The organism is Tardiphaga sp. 172_B4_N1_3, from assembly GCF_052076035.1.
GTDB lineage: Bacteria > Pseudomonadota > Alphaproteobacteria > Rhizobiales > Xanthobacteraceae > Tardiphaga > Tardiphaga robiniae.
This window is the reverse complement of record NZ_CP197238.1, coordinates 322,895-338,811: the sequence shown is the minus strand read 5'-3', so window position 1 is coordinate 338,811 and position 15,917 is coordinate 322,895. Positions and strand designations below refer to the sequence as shown.

At 61.8% G+C, this 15,917-nt stretch carries 13 protein-coding genes; 9 read left to right on the top strand and 4 right to left on the bottom strand.

Annotated elements, in window-relative coordinates; all coding sequences use genetic code 11:
* Positions 1-70 precede the first annotated feature (70 nt).
* The 9 genes from AB7783_RS01555 to AB7783_RS01515 all read left to right on the top strand — a co-directional run bounded on the left by AB7783_RS01555 (position 71) and on the right by AB7783_RS01515 (position 10,718).
* On the top strand, positions 71-817 hold the full coding sequence (locus tag AB7783_RS01555) for a GntR family transcriptional regulator (RefSeq protein ID WP_441276611.1): 747 nt from the start codon (positions 71-73) through the stop codon (positions 815-817).
* A 145-nt stretch (positions 818-962) separates the two neighbouring features.
* Complete coding sequence (locus AB7783_RS01550) at positions 963-1,937, top strand: NAD-dependent epimerase/dehydratase family protein (protein ID WP_441276610.1); 975 nt, start codon at positions 963-965, stop codon at positions 1,935-1,937.
* A 4-nt stretch (positions 1,938-1,941) separates the two neighbouring features.
* Positions 1,942-2,700 carry an SDR family oxidoreductase gene (locus AB7783_RS01545; RefSeq protein ID WP_441276609.1) on the top strand — a complete coding sequence of 253 codons (759 nt, stop codon included), beginning with the start codon at positions 1,942-1,944 and terminating at the stop codon, positions 2,698-2,700.
* Positions 2,697-4,127: an NAD(P)-binding domain-containing protein gene (locus tag AB7783_RS01540; protein ID WP_441276608.1), complete on the top strand. Its 1,431-nt coding sequence runs from the start codon at positions 2,697-2,699 to the stop codon at positions 4,125-4,127. The genes AB7783_RS01545 and AB7783_RS01540 overlap by 4 nt, the downstream gene beginning before the upstream one ends.
* Positions 4,128-4,277: 150 nt before the next feature.
* On the top strand, positions 4,278-5,894 hold the full coding sequence (locus AB7783_RS01535) for an ABC transporter substrate-binding protein (RefSeq protein WP_441276607.1): 1,617 nt from the start codon (positions 4,278-4,280) through the stop codon (positions 5,892-5,894).
* 112 nt (positions 5,895-6,006) lie between these two features.
* The gene (locus AB7783_RS01530; RefSeq protein WP_170849808.1) at positions 6,007-7,038 is read left to right on the top strand and encodes an ABC transporter permease; all 1,032 of its coding nucleotides are present in this window, start codon (positions 6,007-6,009) and stop codon (positions 7,036-7,038) included.
* Positions 7,035-7,883 carry an ABC transporter permease gene (locus AB7783_RS01525; RefSeq protein ID WP_068737405.1) on the top strand — a complete coding sequence of 283 codons (849 nt, stop codon included), beginning with the start codon at positions 7,035-7,037 and terminating at the stop codon, positions 7,881-7,883. Before AB7783_RS01530 ends, AB7783_RS01525 begins: the two co-directional genes overlap by 4 nt.
* Entirely contained in the window at positions 7,883-9,565 is a 1,683-nt protein-coding gene (gene nikE / locus AB7783_RS01520) for a nickel ABC transporter ATP-binding protein NikE (RefSeq protein WP_441276606.1), read from the top strand. Before AB7783_RS01525 ends, nikE begins: the two co-directional genes overlap by 1 nt.
* Positions 9,566-9,740: 175 nt before the next feature.
* On the top strand, positions 9,741-10,718 hold the full coding sequence (locus tag AB7783_RS01515) for a Bug family tripartite tricarboxylate transporter substrate binding protein (protein ID WP_441276605.1): 978 nt from the start codon (positions 9,741-9,743) through the stop codon (positions 10,716-10,718).
* A 50-nt stretch (positions 10,719-10,768) separates the two neighbouring features.
* On the opposite strand, the gene AB7783_RS01510 is transcribed toward AB7783_RS01515, so the two are convergent.
* Genes AB7783_RS01510 through AB7783_RS01495 form a run of 4 tightly spaced genes read right to left on the bottom strand, consistent with a single transcriptional unit; the run spans position 10,769 to position 15,879 of the window.
* Entirely contained in the window at positions 10,769-12,424 is a 1,656-nt protein-coding gene (locus tag AB7783_RS01510; protein ID WP_441276604.1) for a dipeptide ABC transporter ATP-binding protein, read from the bottom strand.
* A gap of 5 nt (positions 12,425-12,429) precedes the next feature.
* Positions 12,430-13,260: an ABC transporter permease gene (locus AB7783_RS01505; RefSeq protein ID WP_120289223.1), complete on the bottom strand. Its 831-nt coding sequence runs from the start codon at positions 13,258-13,260 to the stop codon at positions 12,430-12,432.
* Positions 13,261-13,273: 13 nt separating this feature from the next.
* Complete coding sequence (locus AB7783_RS01500; RefSeq protein ID WP_441276603.1) at positions 13,274-14,296, bottom strand: ABC transporter permease; 1,023 nt, start codon at positions 14,294-14,296, stop codon at positions 13,274-13,276.
* Entirely contained in the window at positions 14,293-15,879 is a 1,587-nt protein-coding gene (locus AB7783_RS01495) for an ABC transporter substrate-binding protein (protein WP_441276602.1), read from the bottom strand. Before AB7783_RS01495 ends, AB7783_RS01500 begins: the two co-directional genes overlap by 4 nt.
* Positions 15,880-15,917 lie beyond the last annotated feature (38 nt).

The window sequence follows — 15,917 nt, the reverse complement described above, 5'->3', positions numbered from 1 at the left end:
GCCTTCGATGCTGCATTTTTGGGCGAAGGATGTCGTTTGGAGGCAACCTCGCCACCCGAGAGACTGAACCATGAGTGAGATTGCCCCACGCGCGAAGCTTCGCACGCGCTTCAAGCCGACACGGCTGAAGCTCTCCTCGGATCATTCAAAACGGCCGCTGGACCGTATGTCGCTGCACGATCAACTCGTCGCGAAGGTGCGCGAAATGATTGTCGATGGCGAACTCCAGGCCGGAGCCCCTTTGCCAGAAAAGATGTTGTGCGAAACGTTCGGCGTATCGCGCACACCCTTGCGCGAAGCATTCAAGATACTGGCCTCCGAAGGGCTGATCGAACTGCGCCCTCACCGCACCCCTGTCGTCACCCCGGTCGACAGGGAAGAAATCGCAAACAGCTTTGCAATCATGGTCGCACTGGACGGCGTTGCAGGCGCCGAGGCAGCAATGCGCGCGACGGATGAAGATATTGCCCGGCTCAGTGCGATGCACGACGAGCTTGTTACCCTTCATCGCGAAGCATCGCGCCCAGCCTATTTCAGGCTGAACCAGGACATCCATATCGAGATTACCAGGCTCGCCAAAAATCCCGTGCTCCTCAATATCTGGACGACGTTGAACGCGAATATCTATCGGGCAAGGGCCACTGCCAATTATGACGCGGCACGGTGGACGGAATCCGTAAGGGAACACGAGGCTTTCATGGCTCTGCTTCGCGCGCGCGACGCGCAAGGATTTGCAGCCTCCCTCAGTGCGCATACGCGCAAGACGGGCGATGCCGTTCTTGCGACATTGAAGATTGCGACCGACGCGAAGACCTAGCAGGCCTCTATCACGACGAACAAAGCCTGGGCCCGTATCGCTGCACACCGCATAATCGCCAAGCGCCTGCAAAACGTGCTTTGGGCATGGAGCGCAATGGTCCAAACAGGGGCGAAGGACCGCCCCGCGGTTCATAGGCTGATCGATGAAGATTCTCGTTTTTGGCGGCACCGGCTTTGTCGGATTGAATATCGCAGAAGCCCTGTTGAAGCGCGGCCATGTGGTGACCCTGTTCGACCGTTCGGGCCTGCCACCGGCGGCGCAGCTTGCCTTCGCTGACTATGGCGATAGGCTTTCGGTGATCATCGGCGATGTGCTCGACCGGACATTGATCGACAGTGTCGTCACCACCGGTTTCGATGCCATCGTTCTCGGCGCTGCGATCACGGCAAGCACAGAGCGCGATGCCGCCGATCCGGAAAGCATCCTGCAAGTCAACCTGATGGCGCAAACGCCGATCCTCGCGGCAGCACGCCGTCATGGCGTCAAACGCGTGATCAATCTGTCATCTGCCGGCGCCTACGGCGCCTCCGCGTTCAAATATCCTGTTCTCGACGAAGAACTGCCCTGCGATCCCGTCTCACTCTACGCCATCACCAAATTCGCATCCGAGAAGGTCGCGGCTCGCCTCGCCGCGCTCTGGCAGACCGACTTCATCAGCGTGCGACTCAGCGCCGTGTTCGGACCATGGGAGCGTGCAACGGGCGTACGCGATACACTCAGCCCGCTGATGCAGATTTTCACGGCACAGGCCAAACAGAGCGAAGCCATTCTGGCGCGCTCGGGTGTGCGGGACTGGATCTATGCGCCCGATGTCGCTGATGCCATGACTTTGCTGATCGAGGCGCCGAAGACGCAGCATCGCCTCTACAACATCTCAACCGCCACGCCGTGGTCGGCGCTGGAATGGGGACAGCAATTGGCAGAATCCAATCCGGGCTTTGTTTGCCGCCTGGCGAGCACCTGCGAAACTCCAACCATCGATCTGCACAGTGACAGCGACAGGGCACCGCTATCGGTCGCGCGGTTGGAGCAGGAATTCGGGTGGCGCGCCAAATTCGGCTGCGCCGACTCAGCCGCGGATCTGATCGACTGGTCGGCGCGGCATAGCGTAAGGTGATGACATGAGGCTTCAGGGACGTACAGCAATCATCACCGGCGGAGGCTCCGGCATCGGTCAGGCCAGTGCCAGACTGTTCGCGCAGGAAGGCGCGTTCGTCGCGCTGGTGGATCGCGATGAGGCCGCATTGAAAGAAACACTGGTGACACTGCCCAACGCGACCAAGGCGTCGATGCATCTCGGCGATGTCGGCGACGGCGATTTTGCGCAGACAGTCACCGGCGAGATCATTGCGCTGCGTGGTCAGCTCGACGTGTTGATGACCTCGGCCGGGTTCTCCTGCGGCGGCACCGTCTTGACCACGGCTCCCGAGGACTGGGACGCCGTGTTTCGCACCAATGTCGGCGGCACCTGGCTATGGGCGCGCGCGGCCATTCCGCAGATGCAAAAGCAGGGCAAGGGATCGATCATCACGCTGGCCTCGCAATTGGCCATTGCCGGCGGCAAGGGCAATAGCGCCTATATCGCAGCCAAAGGCGCGATCATCAGCCTGACACGCACCATGGCTGTGGATTTCGCCACCGACGGCATTCGCGTCAACGCCATCGCGCCGGGTGCTATCGACACGCCACTGCTGCGCCGCAGTTTCGCGCGCCATGCGGACCCCGAACCCGTGCGCGATGCCTCGCGCAATCGTCACGCCATGAAGCGTTTCGGTCTGGCCGAAGAAGTCGCGCAGACCGCGCTGCATCTGGCGAGCGATGCATCCTCGTTCACGACCGGCACGGTCATGCCGGTCGATGGCGGATGGCTCGCAGCATGAGCGACGCTCTCGCAGCGCTGGAAGCGCAGGTCCGCGACGATCTCCACAAGATCGCCCATCCGAACATGCCGTGGCTGCAGCCGAAATCCGCGCCGGATGGCACGCCCGCGCTGGACGTCCTCATCGTCGGCGCCGGCCAGGGCGGCGTCACAGCGGCCTTTGGCCTGTTGCGGTCGCAGGTCACCAACATACTCGTTGTCGACAAAAGCGCCGAAGGCCGCGAAGGCCCCTGGCGCACCTACGCCCGCATGCCGACGCTGCGTAGCCCCAAACACTTCACCGGCCCTGATCTGGATATCCCCGCTCTCACCTATCAGTCATGGCACGAAGCCATGTTCGGGAAGGATCACTGGCAGGCGCTCGATCGCATCCCGCGCGGACACTGGGCGGACTATCTGCTGTGGTTCAGGCGCATCACCGGCGTGCCTGTACGCAATGGCTGCGAGGTCCTGGACATTGGGCCTGCCGCCAACGGCTTGCTTGCAGCAACCGTACAAAGCGCCGGCGGCATCGAAATCATCCATGCGCGCAAGGTGCTGCTGGCGACCGGACAGGAAGGCATGGGCGACTGGATGATCCCGGAGCAACTCCAGCACCTGCCATCATCGCTTTGCGTGAATGCATCCGCGGATATCGATTTCGAAGCTCTGCGCGGCAAGACCGTCGCCGTGATCGGCGCCGGCGCATCCGCCTTCGACAATGCGGCAACCGCGCTCGAAGCCGGCGCTGAGGTGCACCTGTTGTGCCGCCGCGCGGAAATCCAGATCGTGCAGCCCTACCACTGGCTAACCTTCCGCGGGTTGCTGCGTCACTTCAGCGAGCTCGACGATGCCTGGCGCTGGCGCTTCATGCGCCGGCTCATGGATTTGCGCGAAGGCTTCCCACAGCCGACCTGGGATCGCTGTGCACGGCATGCCGGCTTCCATCTCCACGAAAACGCGCCCGTTCAGTCGGCACAAAAAATAGGCAACCAAGTTACATTGCAGACGCCACAGGGTACCTTCACCGCAGACCTCGTGATCTGCGGAACCGGAATCGACATGGATTTTCCAGGCCGTCGTGAGCTACAGAGCTGCGCCGGCAATATCGCGATCTGGTCTGATCGCTACCAGCCGCCGGATACCGAGTTCAGCCCGCGCCTCGGCCATTTTCCATATCTCGGCGATGATTACGCGCTGATGGAACGCGTTCCCGGCACCACGCCGTGGATCGCCGACATCCATCTTTTCGCAATTGCGTCCACCATGAGCTTCGGTCCGTCGGGGTCATCGATCAATGCGATGACCACCGCGATCCCGAAACTGGTGCATGGTCTGACGCGCGGCTTGTTCCGCGCGGATATCGAGCGATACTGGACCGCGTTCGAGGCCTACGACGTTCCACAAGTGACCATTGCAAGGGCGACGGAAGCTGCGGCAAAAAGCTAAAGGACCAAATTATCCCGACGGGGAAAGTTCTCCGCTTGGCACCTATCGACCATCGTTTGGCGCGTTCCTTGCTTCAGTGGATGCGTCGCTCGACAGCCTCGGCACTGACGAGTCCGTTCAGAGTTTCCGTCGAATTCAGAGGATAGGGTTATGGGACTGATCTATTCCAAGCAGATGCTCGGCGCCGCCGCAGCGCTGGCATTTTTCACCGCTGCCGTTCCTGCCAAGGCGCAGACCCGCGCCGAGACGCTGCGTTACGTGACCGGCGCCGCCGTCAACACGCTCGATCCCAATATTCCCGGCTCGACCCGCGAAGCCTTCGCTGTCAGCCTCTCGACCTATGATCGTCTGGTGTCGTTCGGCCGCAAGCAACTGAATGGCAAATGGGTGTTCGATCTGGACACCATCCGCGGCGAACTCGCAGAGTCCTACACGGTCAGCCCGGATGGCCTGAAAATCACCTTCAAGCTGCGCAGCGATGCGAAATTCCAGGACGGTTCGCCGGTCACGGCCGAAGACGTGAAGTGGTCGCTCGACCGCGCCGTCACCGCCAAGATCCTTGGCAAGGCGCAGCTGCTGACCGGTTCGCTCACCGATGCCAGCCAGTTCAAGGTGATCGATCCCACGACATTCGAAGTAACACTGCCGCAGCCGGACAAACTGGCGCTGCCAAACCTCGCCACGGTCTATCCGATCATCATCAACTCGAAACTCGCCAAGGCCCACGCCACCGAGGAAGATCCGTGGGCACAGGCTTGGCTCAAGGAAAACACCGCCGGGTCCGGCGCCTATATCGTCGAGACCTTCAAGCCCGGCGAGCAGGTCATCCTCAAGCGTAATGACGCATGGAATCGCGCGCCCGGCAGTAAGCAGGCCTTCTTCAAGCGCCTGATCATCCAATCGGTGCCAGAGCCGGCAACGCGCGCCAACCTAGTTGAGAAGGGTGACGCTGATATCGTCATCGACCTGCAGGCCAGCGATGCGCAGGCGTTAGAGGCCAAGGGCAAGCTGCAGGTGATCTCGACGCCGCAGTATAACGCCATCACCTTCATCTCGATGAACAACCAGATGCCGCCCTTCGACAAGCCGGACGTGCGCCGTGCCGTGGCATATGCGCTGCCTTATGACGACATGTTCAAGGCGGCGCTGTTCAGCCGCGGTGATTTGCTGGCCGGCGCGACCTGGGCCGACGGCAAGCCGCCATCGGGCGCGTTCCCGATCAAGCAGCCGATCAAACTCGATATCGAAAAGGCCAAGGCCTATCTGAAGGCCGCAGGCTATCCGGACGGTTTCTCGACCACGTTCAGCTTCAATGTCGGCCAGTCGGCGACGGCTGAGCCGATGGCTGCACTGCTAAAGGAATCGCTAGCCAAGATCGGCATCAAGGTCGATATCCAGAAGCTGCCGGACGCACAGATGTCGACGCAGATCACCGAGAAGAAGCTACCCTTCTTCACCGAAGGCATCGTTGCCTGGCTGCCGTCGACCGACTACTTCTACCGCAACTTCTACACCGGCAATCAGCGCTGGAACTACAGCTCTATCGACAATGCCGAACTGACCGCGGTCGCGCAGAAGGCTCGTTTCGAGGCTGACAAGGCCAAGTACGAAGCCGACGGCAAGGTGCTGAACGCGATGAATTTCGACCTGATGCCCCAGATTCCGCTGTGGCAGCCGAGCCAGGACGCGGTGATGGCCTCGAACCTGACGGGCTACACTTATCAGTTCCATCGCCAGGTCGATTACCGCGACCTCAGCCGGAAGTGATTTTCCGAGCACCATGCGAGCGAATCCCGAAGCGCCCCTCAGCGGCGCTTCGGATCTACGCAGCTTGCGAACTTACCTGCAGTGAGCTGCCCATGACTACGAGTAACCAATCATGACGACTCTGGGCGCAACGGCCATCCGTGCAGCGCGACGCTTCGCATCCTCGCTTCCTGCATTGTTCGGCGTGCTGATCTTCACCTTCCTGCTGATGCGCGTCTTGCCGGGCGATCCCGCCGTGTTCTTTGCCTCGGGACCCAACTCCGGCAAGGAAGAGATCGAGACCATCCGCAAACAGATGGGTCTCGACAAGCCCGTCCCACAGCAACTGTTCCTTTATCTGTATGATGTCGGCCGCGGCAATCTTGGCCGTTCGCTGATGACAGGCCAGAATGTCACAAAGGACTTGCGTGAGCGCCTGCCAGCCTCCCTCGAACTCACCTTCTCGGCACTTCTGATCGCACTTGTTCTCGCAATCCCGCTGGGTGTCCTTGCAGCACTGAAACCAGGATCGCTGGTCGATCACGGCGTGAGGCTCTTCTGCGCGCTCGGGGTCTGTGTCCCGACCTTCGTGTCGGGCCTGCTGCTGATCTATATCTTCTATTATCTGTTCGGCGTGTCGCCCGATCCGACCGGGCGCGTCGATATCTTCACGACGCTGCCGCCAGCACATACCGGTTTCCTGTTGATCGACTTTGCGCTCGCCGGCGACTTCGATGGCTGGTGGGCCGCGTTCAAGCAATTGATCCTGCCGGCCTGTACCATGGCGCTGTTTGTTATCGCGCCATTGGCGCGTATCACCCGCGCCTCGATGCTGGCCTCGCTCGGCAGCGACTTCGTTCGCACCGCGCGTTCTGTCGGCCTGTCATGGTGGCGGATCATCGTCACCTATGCGCTGCGTAATGCGATCCTGCCTGTCATCACCATTGCCGGCATCGTGTTCTCGACCATGCTCGGCGCCAATGTGCTGGTGGAGAAAGTGTTTTCCTGGCCAGGCGTCGCCTCCTACGCGCTCGACGCGCTGCTGTCGTCGGACTACGCACCGGTGCAAGGCTTCGTGCTGCTGATGGCGTCGGTCTTCGTTATCGTCAATCTCGTTGTCGATGTGCTCTACGGCATCGCCGATCCCAGGATCTCCATCGGATGAGCAGCGCAACACTTCAACACGCCGCCTTCATCCTGCGTGGCAACCCCATCACCGGCATCGCCGCCATCGGCGCCGCGCTGCTGATCTTTGTCGGCATCTTCGGTCCGTGGATCGTACCCTATGATCCCATCGCATCGAACGTTCAAAACGCCCTAATGCCGCCGAGTGCCGCGCATTGGGCCGGCACCGACCAGCTCGGCCGTGATGTGTTCAGCCGCATCATCGTCGCCGCACAGCTCGACCTTGCCATCGCCGTCTCTGCGGTCGGCATCTCCTTCGCGCTGGGCGCCGTCATCGGTGCCCTCTGCGGCTATTCGGGCGGCAAGCTGGATCGCGCTGTTGGCCGCTTCGTCGACGTGCTGATGGCATTCCCGCTATTCGTGCTGGCCATGGCCATGGTCGCTGCCCTCGGCAATCGCGTCGAGAACATCGTGATCGCCACCGCAATCATCAACCTGCCGTTCTATATCCGCTTTGCACGCGCAGAAGTGAACGTGCGCCGCAACCTCGGCTGGGTCGAGGCCGCTCGCGCTTGCGGCGACAGCCATGTCTCGGTGGTGCTGCGCTTTCTGTTGCCCAATGTGCTGCCGGCCATGGTGGTGCAGATGTCGCTCAATCTCGGCTGGGCCATCATCAATGCCGCCGGTCTCTCGTTCATTGGCCTTGGCGTGAAACCACCGACGCCGGAATGGGGCATTATGGTCGCGGAAGGCGCGCGCTTCATCTCCACCGGAAAATGGTGGCTGGTAGCGTTCCCCGGCCTGGCGCTGATGCTCGCCGTGCTTTGCTTCAATCTGCTCGGCGACGGGCTGCGTGATATTCTTGATCCGAGACAGCGAACGTGATGACGACACCAAAACCGCTGCTCGATATGGAGAATCTTCAGGTCACCTTTTCAACGCGCCGCGGCCCGGTTGAGGCCGTGCGCGGAATTTCGTTGTCGCTTGCCGAGGGCGAAACGCTGGGGATCGTCGGTGAGAGCGGCTCCGGAAAATCCGTCACGGGTTTTGCGATGACGCGCCTGCTGGATGCATCGGGTAAAATTTCCGGCGGCCGCATCAGTTTCCGTGATCGCGACATCACCAAGATGACCAGCGCCAGCCTGCGCGAGATGCACGGCTCGGCGATGGCCATGATCTTCCAGAATCCGCGCGGCGCGCTGAACCCGATCCGCGCGATCGGCCAGCAGATCGCCGATGCCATTCTGGCGCATCGCAAGATCTCCGCATCGGAGGCTCGAGCAGAATCGCTCGAACTGCTGCGCGCCGTGAAAATCCGCGATCCCGAAAAGCGGATGAACGCCTATCCGCACGAACTCTCTGGCGGCATGTGCCAACGCGTCATGATCGCCATGGCGATATCCAGCAATCCGGCACTACTAATTGCCGACGAACCGACCACCGGCCTCGACGTCACCACGCAGAAAGTGGTGATGGATCTCCTCGCCAGCATCGCCGCCGAGCGGGGCATGGCGACGATCCTCATCACCCACGATCTGGGCCTCGCCGCCCGCTATTGCCGCCGCGTCGTGGTGATGGAACAGGGCAGACTGGTTGAGGAGGCCGACGCCTTGACGCTGTTCCGGTCGCCGCAGCATCCCTACACCAAGCGGCTCGTCGCAGCGTCGCCAACCGCGACCTCGCGGGTAGAGGATCTCGTGACCGACGACGAGAAGCTGCTGGTGCCGGCCGTCCCCCTCGCTCCGCCGCCAAAGCCGGCGCATGGCACGCCGCCGCTGCTGGAAGTTCTCGATCTCGTCAAACGTTTCGACGACGGCACTGTCGGTGTCGCAAATTTCTCGATGGCCATCGCGCCCGGCGAAAGCGTCGGCCTGGTCGGCGAGTCCGGCTCCGGCAAGAGCACGACCTCGCGCATGATCTGCCGCCTGCTCGATCAGAGCGAAGGCACCATCAATTTCAACGGCCAGTCGATCAGCCATATTCCCGCGCGCGAATTCCACCGGGCGCCGCAGCGCCGCGAGATCCAGATCGTCTTCCAGGACCCGAACGACAGCCTTAATCCGCGTTTCAACGCCTTCGACTGTATCGCGCATCCGCTGATCCGCCTGCTCGGCATGCGCAATGGAGCGGCGTTGCGCCAGCGCGTCGGCGAATGCGCTCACCGCGTCGGCCTGCCTGCCAATCTGCTGGAACGGTTTCCGCACCAGCTGTCGGGCGGCCAGAAAGCCCGCATCGGCATCGCGCGCGCGATTGCCTGCCGGCCGAAGCTTCTGGTGCTGGACGAGCCGACGGCCGCGCTCGACGTCTCCGTTCAGGCCGTGGTGTTGCAGCTCCTTGACCGGTTGCGCCGCGAAGACAATCTCGCCTTCCTGTTCGTCAGCCACGATCTCAACGTCGTGCGCATGATGTGTCAGCGGACCATCGTGCTGCGCAACGGCGCCATCGTCGAAGAAGGCGAGAGTCATCAGCTGTTCGACAGCCCGAAAACCTCCTATACTCGCGAGCTCGTCGATGCAGTTCCGCATATCGAGATGATCGCCGCGGAAAAAATGGCCGCCGGCGCCTAGCCGCGGGTGGCCAGCGGCGAAAGGCCCCAACTGTCGGCCTTGTCCGGTTCCATTGGCGTAACCATACAGACTATAGTGTGAGTTGTACCGGCGCCGGATACCTTGCATCCGCGCCTTATCTCGCAGAACATAAGACCAAGCGTCCCCAATGACGCAATAAAATCGGGAGGATTCCGTGCGGATCAAAGTCGTTCACGTTGCCTTGCTTGCCGTCATGGCGAGCTGTTCTGCGATCACGACCGGCGCGCACGCCCAGTGGCCGCAAAAACAAGTCACCTTCATCGTTCCCTTCGCTGCCGGCGGCGGCACCGATGCCTTTGCGCGGCCACTGGCGGCGCAGCTCGACACCCAGCTCGGCAAGCGCGTCATCATCGAGAACCGCGCCGGTGCCGGCGGCACGGTCGGCGCCTCGGCGGCCGCCAAGGCCGCACCGGACGGCTACACCTTCTTCATGGGTGCCGCGCATCACGCGATCGCGCCGTCGCTCTATCCCACCCTTGACTACGACATCGAGAAGGACTTCATCCCGGTGGCGCTGATCGCACGGCCGCCACAGGTCATCGTGGTCAATCCCGACAAGGTCTCCGCCAAGACGCTCGGTGAATTCATCGCCTATGCGAAGGCCAATCCGGACAAGCTCTCTTATGGATCGGCCGGCGCCGGCACCACGCATCATCTGGCCGGCGAGCTGTTCAAGATCCTGACCCAGACCAAGATCCAGCACGTGCCCTATCGCGGCGCCGGACCGGCCATGCAGGACCTGATCGCCGGTCACGTGCCCGTCGTGTTCGACGGTCTCGGCTCATCGGCTGCGCCAATCCGCGCCGGACAACTCCGCGCGCTGGCGATCGCAGCTCCGAAGCGCGTGGCAGCCTTCCCCGATCTGCCGACCGCGGCGGAAGCCGGTTTGCCGAATTATGAAGTCGCCACCTGGTACGGGCTGTTCGCCCCCAAGGGCACGCCGCCCGACGTGGTCGAGCGCATGGCGAAGGAATTGAAAGCTGCATTGCAGGTGCCGGCGATCAAGGAAGCGTGGGAACGCAACGGCTCCGATGTGCCCGATGTGGCCGGTGCCGACTTCGGCAAGATGGTGTCGGCCGAGGTGGCGCGCTGGCGCAAGGTCGTAACCGAGGCCAACGTCAAGCTGGATTGACCTGGTAGAATTACAAAGCCCGCCAAACGCAGAGTCTGGCGGGCCTAATTTTATGCGGAAGCGACTTCTGCCTGCCTGGCACCTGGACCAGCAAACATCGCACGGCCGGGAATCGCATCCAGCAGCGCACGCGTATAAGCGTCGCTCGGATTCTGGAAGATCTTCTGCGTTTCGCCCTGCTCGACGATCTCGCCGCGCCGCATCACCACGATGCGGTCGGCGATTTCAGCGGCGACACGCAAGTCATGAGTGATGAAGATCATGGCGAGGTTCATCTCCTCGCGCAGTTCGGCGAGAAGCTGCAGCACCTGCGCCTGCACCGACACGTCGAGCGCCGAGACGGCTTCATCTGCGACCAACACCGAAGGCTTCAGGGCCAGCGCACGCGCGATACAGATGCGCTGCCGCTGACCGCCGGAGAATTCGTGCGGATAGCGGTTGGCTGCGCTCTCCTGTAGGCCAACGCGGGCCAGCAGGCGCTTGGCATCGGCCATGGCTTCCTTGGAGGGCGTGCCATAGGCAATCGGGCCGCCGGCAATCGCGTCGCCGACCTTCTGCCGCGGATCGAGAGCCGCGAAGGGATCCTGGAACACGATCTGAATCTTGCGGCGCATCTGGCGCAACCGCTCGCCGCGCTGTGACAGCAGATCCTTGCCATCGAAATGAACCGAGCCAGTGTCAGGCTCGATCAGCCGCATGATCAACCGACCCAGCGTGGACTTGCCCGAACCGGACTCGCCGACGATGGCCACGGTCTCGCGCGCCTTCAGACCAAGCGAGATGTTCTGCACTGCATCGGTCCGACGCGGCGGCAGGAACATGCCCTGCTTGGTGATGAAGGTCTTGTTCAGGCCGACCGCATCCAGCAATGGCTCGCCCGTGATCTTGCGATCAGCTTTGGTCAGCGAGCGCGCGCCGGGGACGGCGGCGATCAGGCTCTTGGTGTAATCGTCCTTCGGATTACGCAGGACCTCGTCGACGGTGCCCTGCTCAACGACACGGCCGTTGCGCATGACCACGACGCGATCAGCGACATCGGCAACGACGCCAAAATCGTGGGTGATCAGCAGCACGCCCATGCCGCGCTCCGACTGAAGCTTCTTCACCAGCGCGAGAATCTGCTTCTGCGTGGTGACGTCGAGCGCCGTGGTCGGCTCGTCGGCCAGCAGCAACGCCGGATTATTCGCCATCGCCATCGCGATCATGATGCGCTGACGCTGGCCGCCCGAGAGCTGGAACGGAAAGCTGCGCGCGAGCGCCACCGGATCCGGCAGGCCAACGTCCCGGATCAACTCCTGCACGCGCGCATCCACCGCCTCTTTGGACGGCGTCGGCTTGGTGTGTGTGATGATCGATTCCGCAATCTGCTGGCCGACACGGGCCAGCGGATTGAGCGCGCTGAGTGGCTCCTGGAAAATCATCGAGATCGCGCCGCCGCGCAGCTTGCGCATTGTCGGCTCATCGGCCTTGGCGATGTCGTTACCATTGAAGCTGATGCTGCCCTGCGCAACGCCCGTTCGGTCGGGCAGCAGTCGCAGGATCGCATGTGCGGTCATAGACTTGCCGGAGCCGGACTCTCCGACCAGGCAGACGATCTCATTGCGGTTGACAGTCAGCGACACGCCTTCGATCGCAAAAGGACGATCAGCGCCCGGCGGCAGGCTGATGGAGACGTTCTCGATGGCAAGCAGTGTTTTGTCGGTCATGAATACTATCGCTTGCGTGAGATACGGGGGTTCAGCGTGTCGTTGAGACCTTCACCCACGAGATTGATGGCGAGCACGGTGAGCAGGATGGCGAGGCCGGGAAACACGCTCATCCACCATGCCTGACGGATCACGGTACGGGCGGCACCGATCATGAAGCCCCACGACATCAGGTTGGGGTCGCCGAGACCCATGAAACTCAAGGCGCTCTCGATCAGGATGGCGCTGGCAACCGCGAGCGATCCGGTGACGATAATCGGCGAGATCGCGTTCGGCAGGATGCGCCGCAGCACCACGGTCAGCGGACGCTGGCCCTGGCAGACCGCAGCCTGGACGAATTCACGTCCACGCAACCGCATGAATTCCGCGCGCGTCAAACGTGCCAGCGGCGGCCAGCTGACAATGCCAATGGCGAAGATGATGTTGGAGATCTTCGGCCCGATGGTCGCGACCAGCAAGATGGCGAGAATGAAGCCCGGGATGGTCTGGAACAGCTCGGTGATGCGCATCATCACCTCATCGACCTTGCCGCCGAAATAGCCGGCGGTTGCGCCGATGGTGACGCCGATAACCAGCGAGGTCAGCGTCGAGATGACGCCGATGATCAGCGAAATCCGCGCACCATGCGCGATGCCGGCCGCCACGTCGCGACCGAGCATGTCGGAGCCAAGCCAGAGCCCTTCGCTGAACGGCGGCTGGAACGGCGCGCCGACCATGTCCCAGGGATCGTCGGGGAACAGCCACGGGGCCGTCACCGCGAGGAGGACCACCGCGAGGAGGACGATCAGACCAATCATCCCGGTGGGATGGCGGAGAAACGATTTGAGCGTAGACATCATATAATCCCGTTCACGATGCCGCGCGCACGGAGACGCGCGGATCGATCACCCGGTAGATCGCATCGGTGAGCAGATTGAGCGCGATCACGATCACCGACATCACCAGGAACACGCCCAGCAACACCGGATAATCGCGTTGCAAGAGCGCGTCATAGATCAGACGGCCGAGACCCGGCCAGGCGAACACGGTCTCGATCACCACCGCACCGCCCACCAGTGCACCAGCCTGCATGCCGGCAACGGTTACGATGGGCAGCATCGCATTGCGCAGAATATGTCGAATGATGATGCGGCCCTGCTTCAGGCCCTTGGCCTTGGCGGTCTTGATGAAATCCTGATGGGTGACGTCCAGCACCGACGAGCGCATCAGGCGGGTGTAGATCGCGAGATAGACGGCCGCGAGTGACACCGCCGGCAGGATCAAATGCCAACCGATGTCGACCATGCGCTGCAGTGCGGTCATCGGCACACCGATGGTCACGTAACCAAACGCCGGCAGCCAATCGAGTTGCACCGAAAACAGCAAAACCAGCATCAGGCCAAGCCAAAACACCGGCGTTGCATAAAGCAGCAACGACACGACGGTCAGCACCGTGTCGGACCACTTGCCGGCGCGGACACCGGCTAGCGTGCCAAGAATGATGCCTGACAGAAGCGCGAGGCTGAAAGCCGTCGCCGTCAGCAGTAGCGTCGCTGGCAAGCGCTCGAGAATGAGCGACGCCACGGTCCGCTGCTGGCGATAGGAATAGCCGAGGTCCAGCGTCACGACGCGCTTCAGATAGGTGGCGAGCTGAATCGGATAGGGCTTGTCGAGCCCGTATTCAGCGCGCAGCTGCGCCAGAAGCTTTTCGTCGGATGCGCCGCTCTGGCCGGCGATCACCTGCGCGGGATCGCCGGGTGCGGCGTGCACCAGAATGAAGTTGAAGGTCGCAATGACCAGAACGACCGCGACGAATTTGACAACCCATCCCGCTAGCGCGAGGGCGATCGCGAAAACGCGACCGCCTTTTGCATCGACCGATACCGCCGTCATCCGAAGCTCACGTCGCTGAACGATTCATGCACGCCGATCGCTGTTGCAGTCACGTTCTTGAGGCGCTTCTCGATAAAGGTCGGATAGGCCTGCTCGAACATCCAGACCACCGGAACGTCCTCGACCAGAATCTTCTGCACCTGGCTGTAGAGTTCCTGACGCTTGGCCTCGGATGTAGAGGTTGCGGCTTCCTCGAACAGACGGTCGGCTTCCGGATTGGAATAGCCTGCCGTGTTCGAGAATAGGATGCCCTTCTTGATATTCGACGAGATGTAGGTGCGCGACACGCCGAGTGCGGGATCGCCGAACTGATAGACCAGGTTGCCCGTCATCTCGTAGTCCCAGTTGCTGAACTTCTCGGCCCAGCCACCGACATCGGTGTTCTCGATCTGCACGTCGATGCCGACGCGGCCGAGCGACTGGCGAATGAACTCAGCCGCGCGCTGATAGATTTCGCCGTAGGGCGGGGTCAGATACTTGATCGTGACCCGCTTACCGCCAACACCGGGCTTCAAGCCCATGTCGTCGAGCAGCGCCTTCGCCTTGTCCAGCGAGTAGTCGTAGCGCTTGACGTCCTTCTCGTAGAACCTGGTCGCCGACGACACCGGACCGGTCGCGACCTTGGGCAGGCCGAAGTAAACGCGCTGCGCCATCGATTTCAGATCGAGCGCATAGGCAATAGCCTGACGGAAACGCTTGTCGTCCATCGGCTTGATGCGGTTGTTGAGCTCGAGCCACTGATGCGGTGCGAAATATTCGTAGCCCTTGGTGGTCATCTCGAAATTCGGCAGCTTCGACAGCCGCGCCACATCGAACATTTCGATGTCGTTCCACTGCGTCAGCTGGATCTTACCCTGCTCCAGCGCGACGGCGCGCGATGCCGAGTCGGGAATGATGCGGTAGATGATTTCGTCGAGATACGGCTGATCCTTGCGGTAGTAGCCTTCGTGTTTGACGAGATGAACGTGCGAGCCCTTCACCCATTCCTTGAGCTTGAACGGGCCTGAGCCGATCGCCTGTGCATTGGCCGGGTTCTTGCGATATTCGGTGCCGTCATAGATATGCTTGGGCACGATCGGACCCGTCGTGCAGTCGAGCGCGGTCAGGAACGGGGCAAAGGTCGACTTCAGCTTGAACACCACGGTGAGCGGATCCGGCGCATCGGCCTTTTCGATGCGCGAGTAAATACCGCGCGCACGTGCATGGGTCTCCGGCAGCAGCTTGGTCATCGAGAAGATGACGTCGTCAGCCGTCAGCGGCTTGCCGTCATGAAAGGTAATGCCGGGGAACAGTTTGAATGTATAAGTCAGGCCGTCCGGCGACACTTCCCACGACTGTGCGAGACCGGGAAGCGGCTTGAGATCGGGGCTGTAGCGCAGCAGGCTCTCATAAATCTTGCCGCCCAGTGTCAGCGTCGGCTGCTGCTGGTTCAGTGCCGTGACGAGGATCGGAGGCTCTGGCTGAATGATCGTGTTCAGCGTGCCGCCCTTGGTCTGGCCAGCGGCACGAGTGATGCCGAGGGGGATACCCGAGAGCGCAACCGCGCTCACGCCCATCAGCTTCGCGAATTCACGTCTATTCATAGCCTCTTCCTTTAAACATTGACGCCTGACAGTGGCTG

What these genes read in the sequence shown, in the direction of transcription:
- AB7783_RS01555 (WP_441276611.1), top strand. Translation starts at nt 71, where the DNA reads ATGAGTGAGATTGCCCCACGCGCGAAGCTTCGCACGCGCTTCAAGCCG.
- AB7783_RS01550 (WP_441276610.1), top strand. Translation starts at nt 963, where the DNA reads ATGAAGATTCTCGTTTTTGGCGGCACCGGCTTTGTCGGATTGAATATC.
- AB7783_RS01545 (WP_441276609.1), top strand. Translation starts at nt 1,942, where the DNA reads ATGAGGCTTCAGGGACGTACAGCAATCATCACCGGCGGAGGCTCCGGC.
- AB7783_RS01540 (WP_441276608.1), top strand. Translation starts at nt 2,697, where the DNA reads ATGAGCGACGCTCTCGCAGCGCTGGAAGCGCAGGTCCGCGACGATCTC.
- AB7783_RS01535 (WP_441276607.1), top strand. Translation starts at nt 4,278, where the DNA reads ATGGGACTGATCTATTCCAAGCAGATGCTCGGCGCCGCCGCAGCGCTG.
- AB7783_RS01530 (WP_170849808.1), top strand. Translation starts at nt 6,007, where the DNA reads ATGACGACTCTGGGCGCAACGGCCATCCGTGCAGCGCGACGCTTCGCA.
- AB7783_RS01525 (WP_068737405.1), top strand. Translation starts at nt 7,035, where the DNA reads ATGAGCAGCGCAACACTTCAACACGCCGCCTTCATCCTGCGTGGCAAC.
- nikE (WP_441276606.1), top strand. Translation starts at nt 7,883, where the DNA reads ATGACGACACCAAAACCGCTGCTCGATATGGAGAATCTTCAGGTCACC.
- AB7783_RS01510 (WP_441276604.1), bottom strand. Translation starts at nt 12,424, where the DNA reads ATGACCGACAAAACACTGCTTGCCATCGAGAACGTCTCCATCAGCCTG.
- AB7783_RS01505 (WP_120289223.1), bottom strand. Translation starts at nt 13,260, where the DNA reads ATGTCTACGCTCAAATCGTTTCTCCGCCATCCCACCGGGATGATTGGT.
- AB7783_RS01500 (WP_441276603.1), bottom strand. Translation starts at nt 14,296, where the DNA reads ATGACGGCGGTATCGGTCGATGCAAAAGGCGGTCGCGTTTTCGCGATC.
- AB7783_RS01495 (WP_441276602.1), bottom strand. Translation starts at nt 15,879, where the DNA reads ATGAATAGACGTGAATTCGCGAAGCTGATGGGCGTGAGCGCGGTTGCG.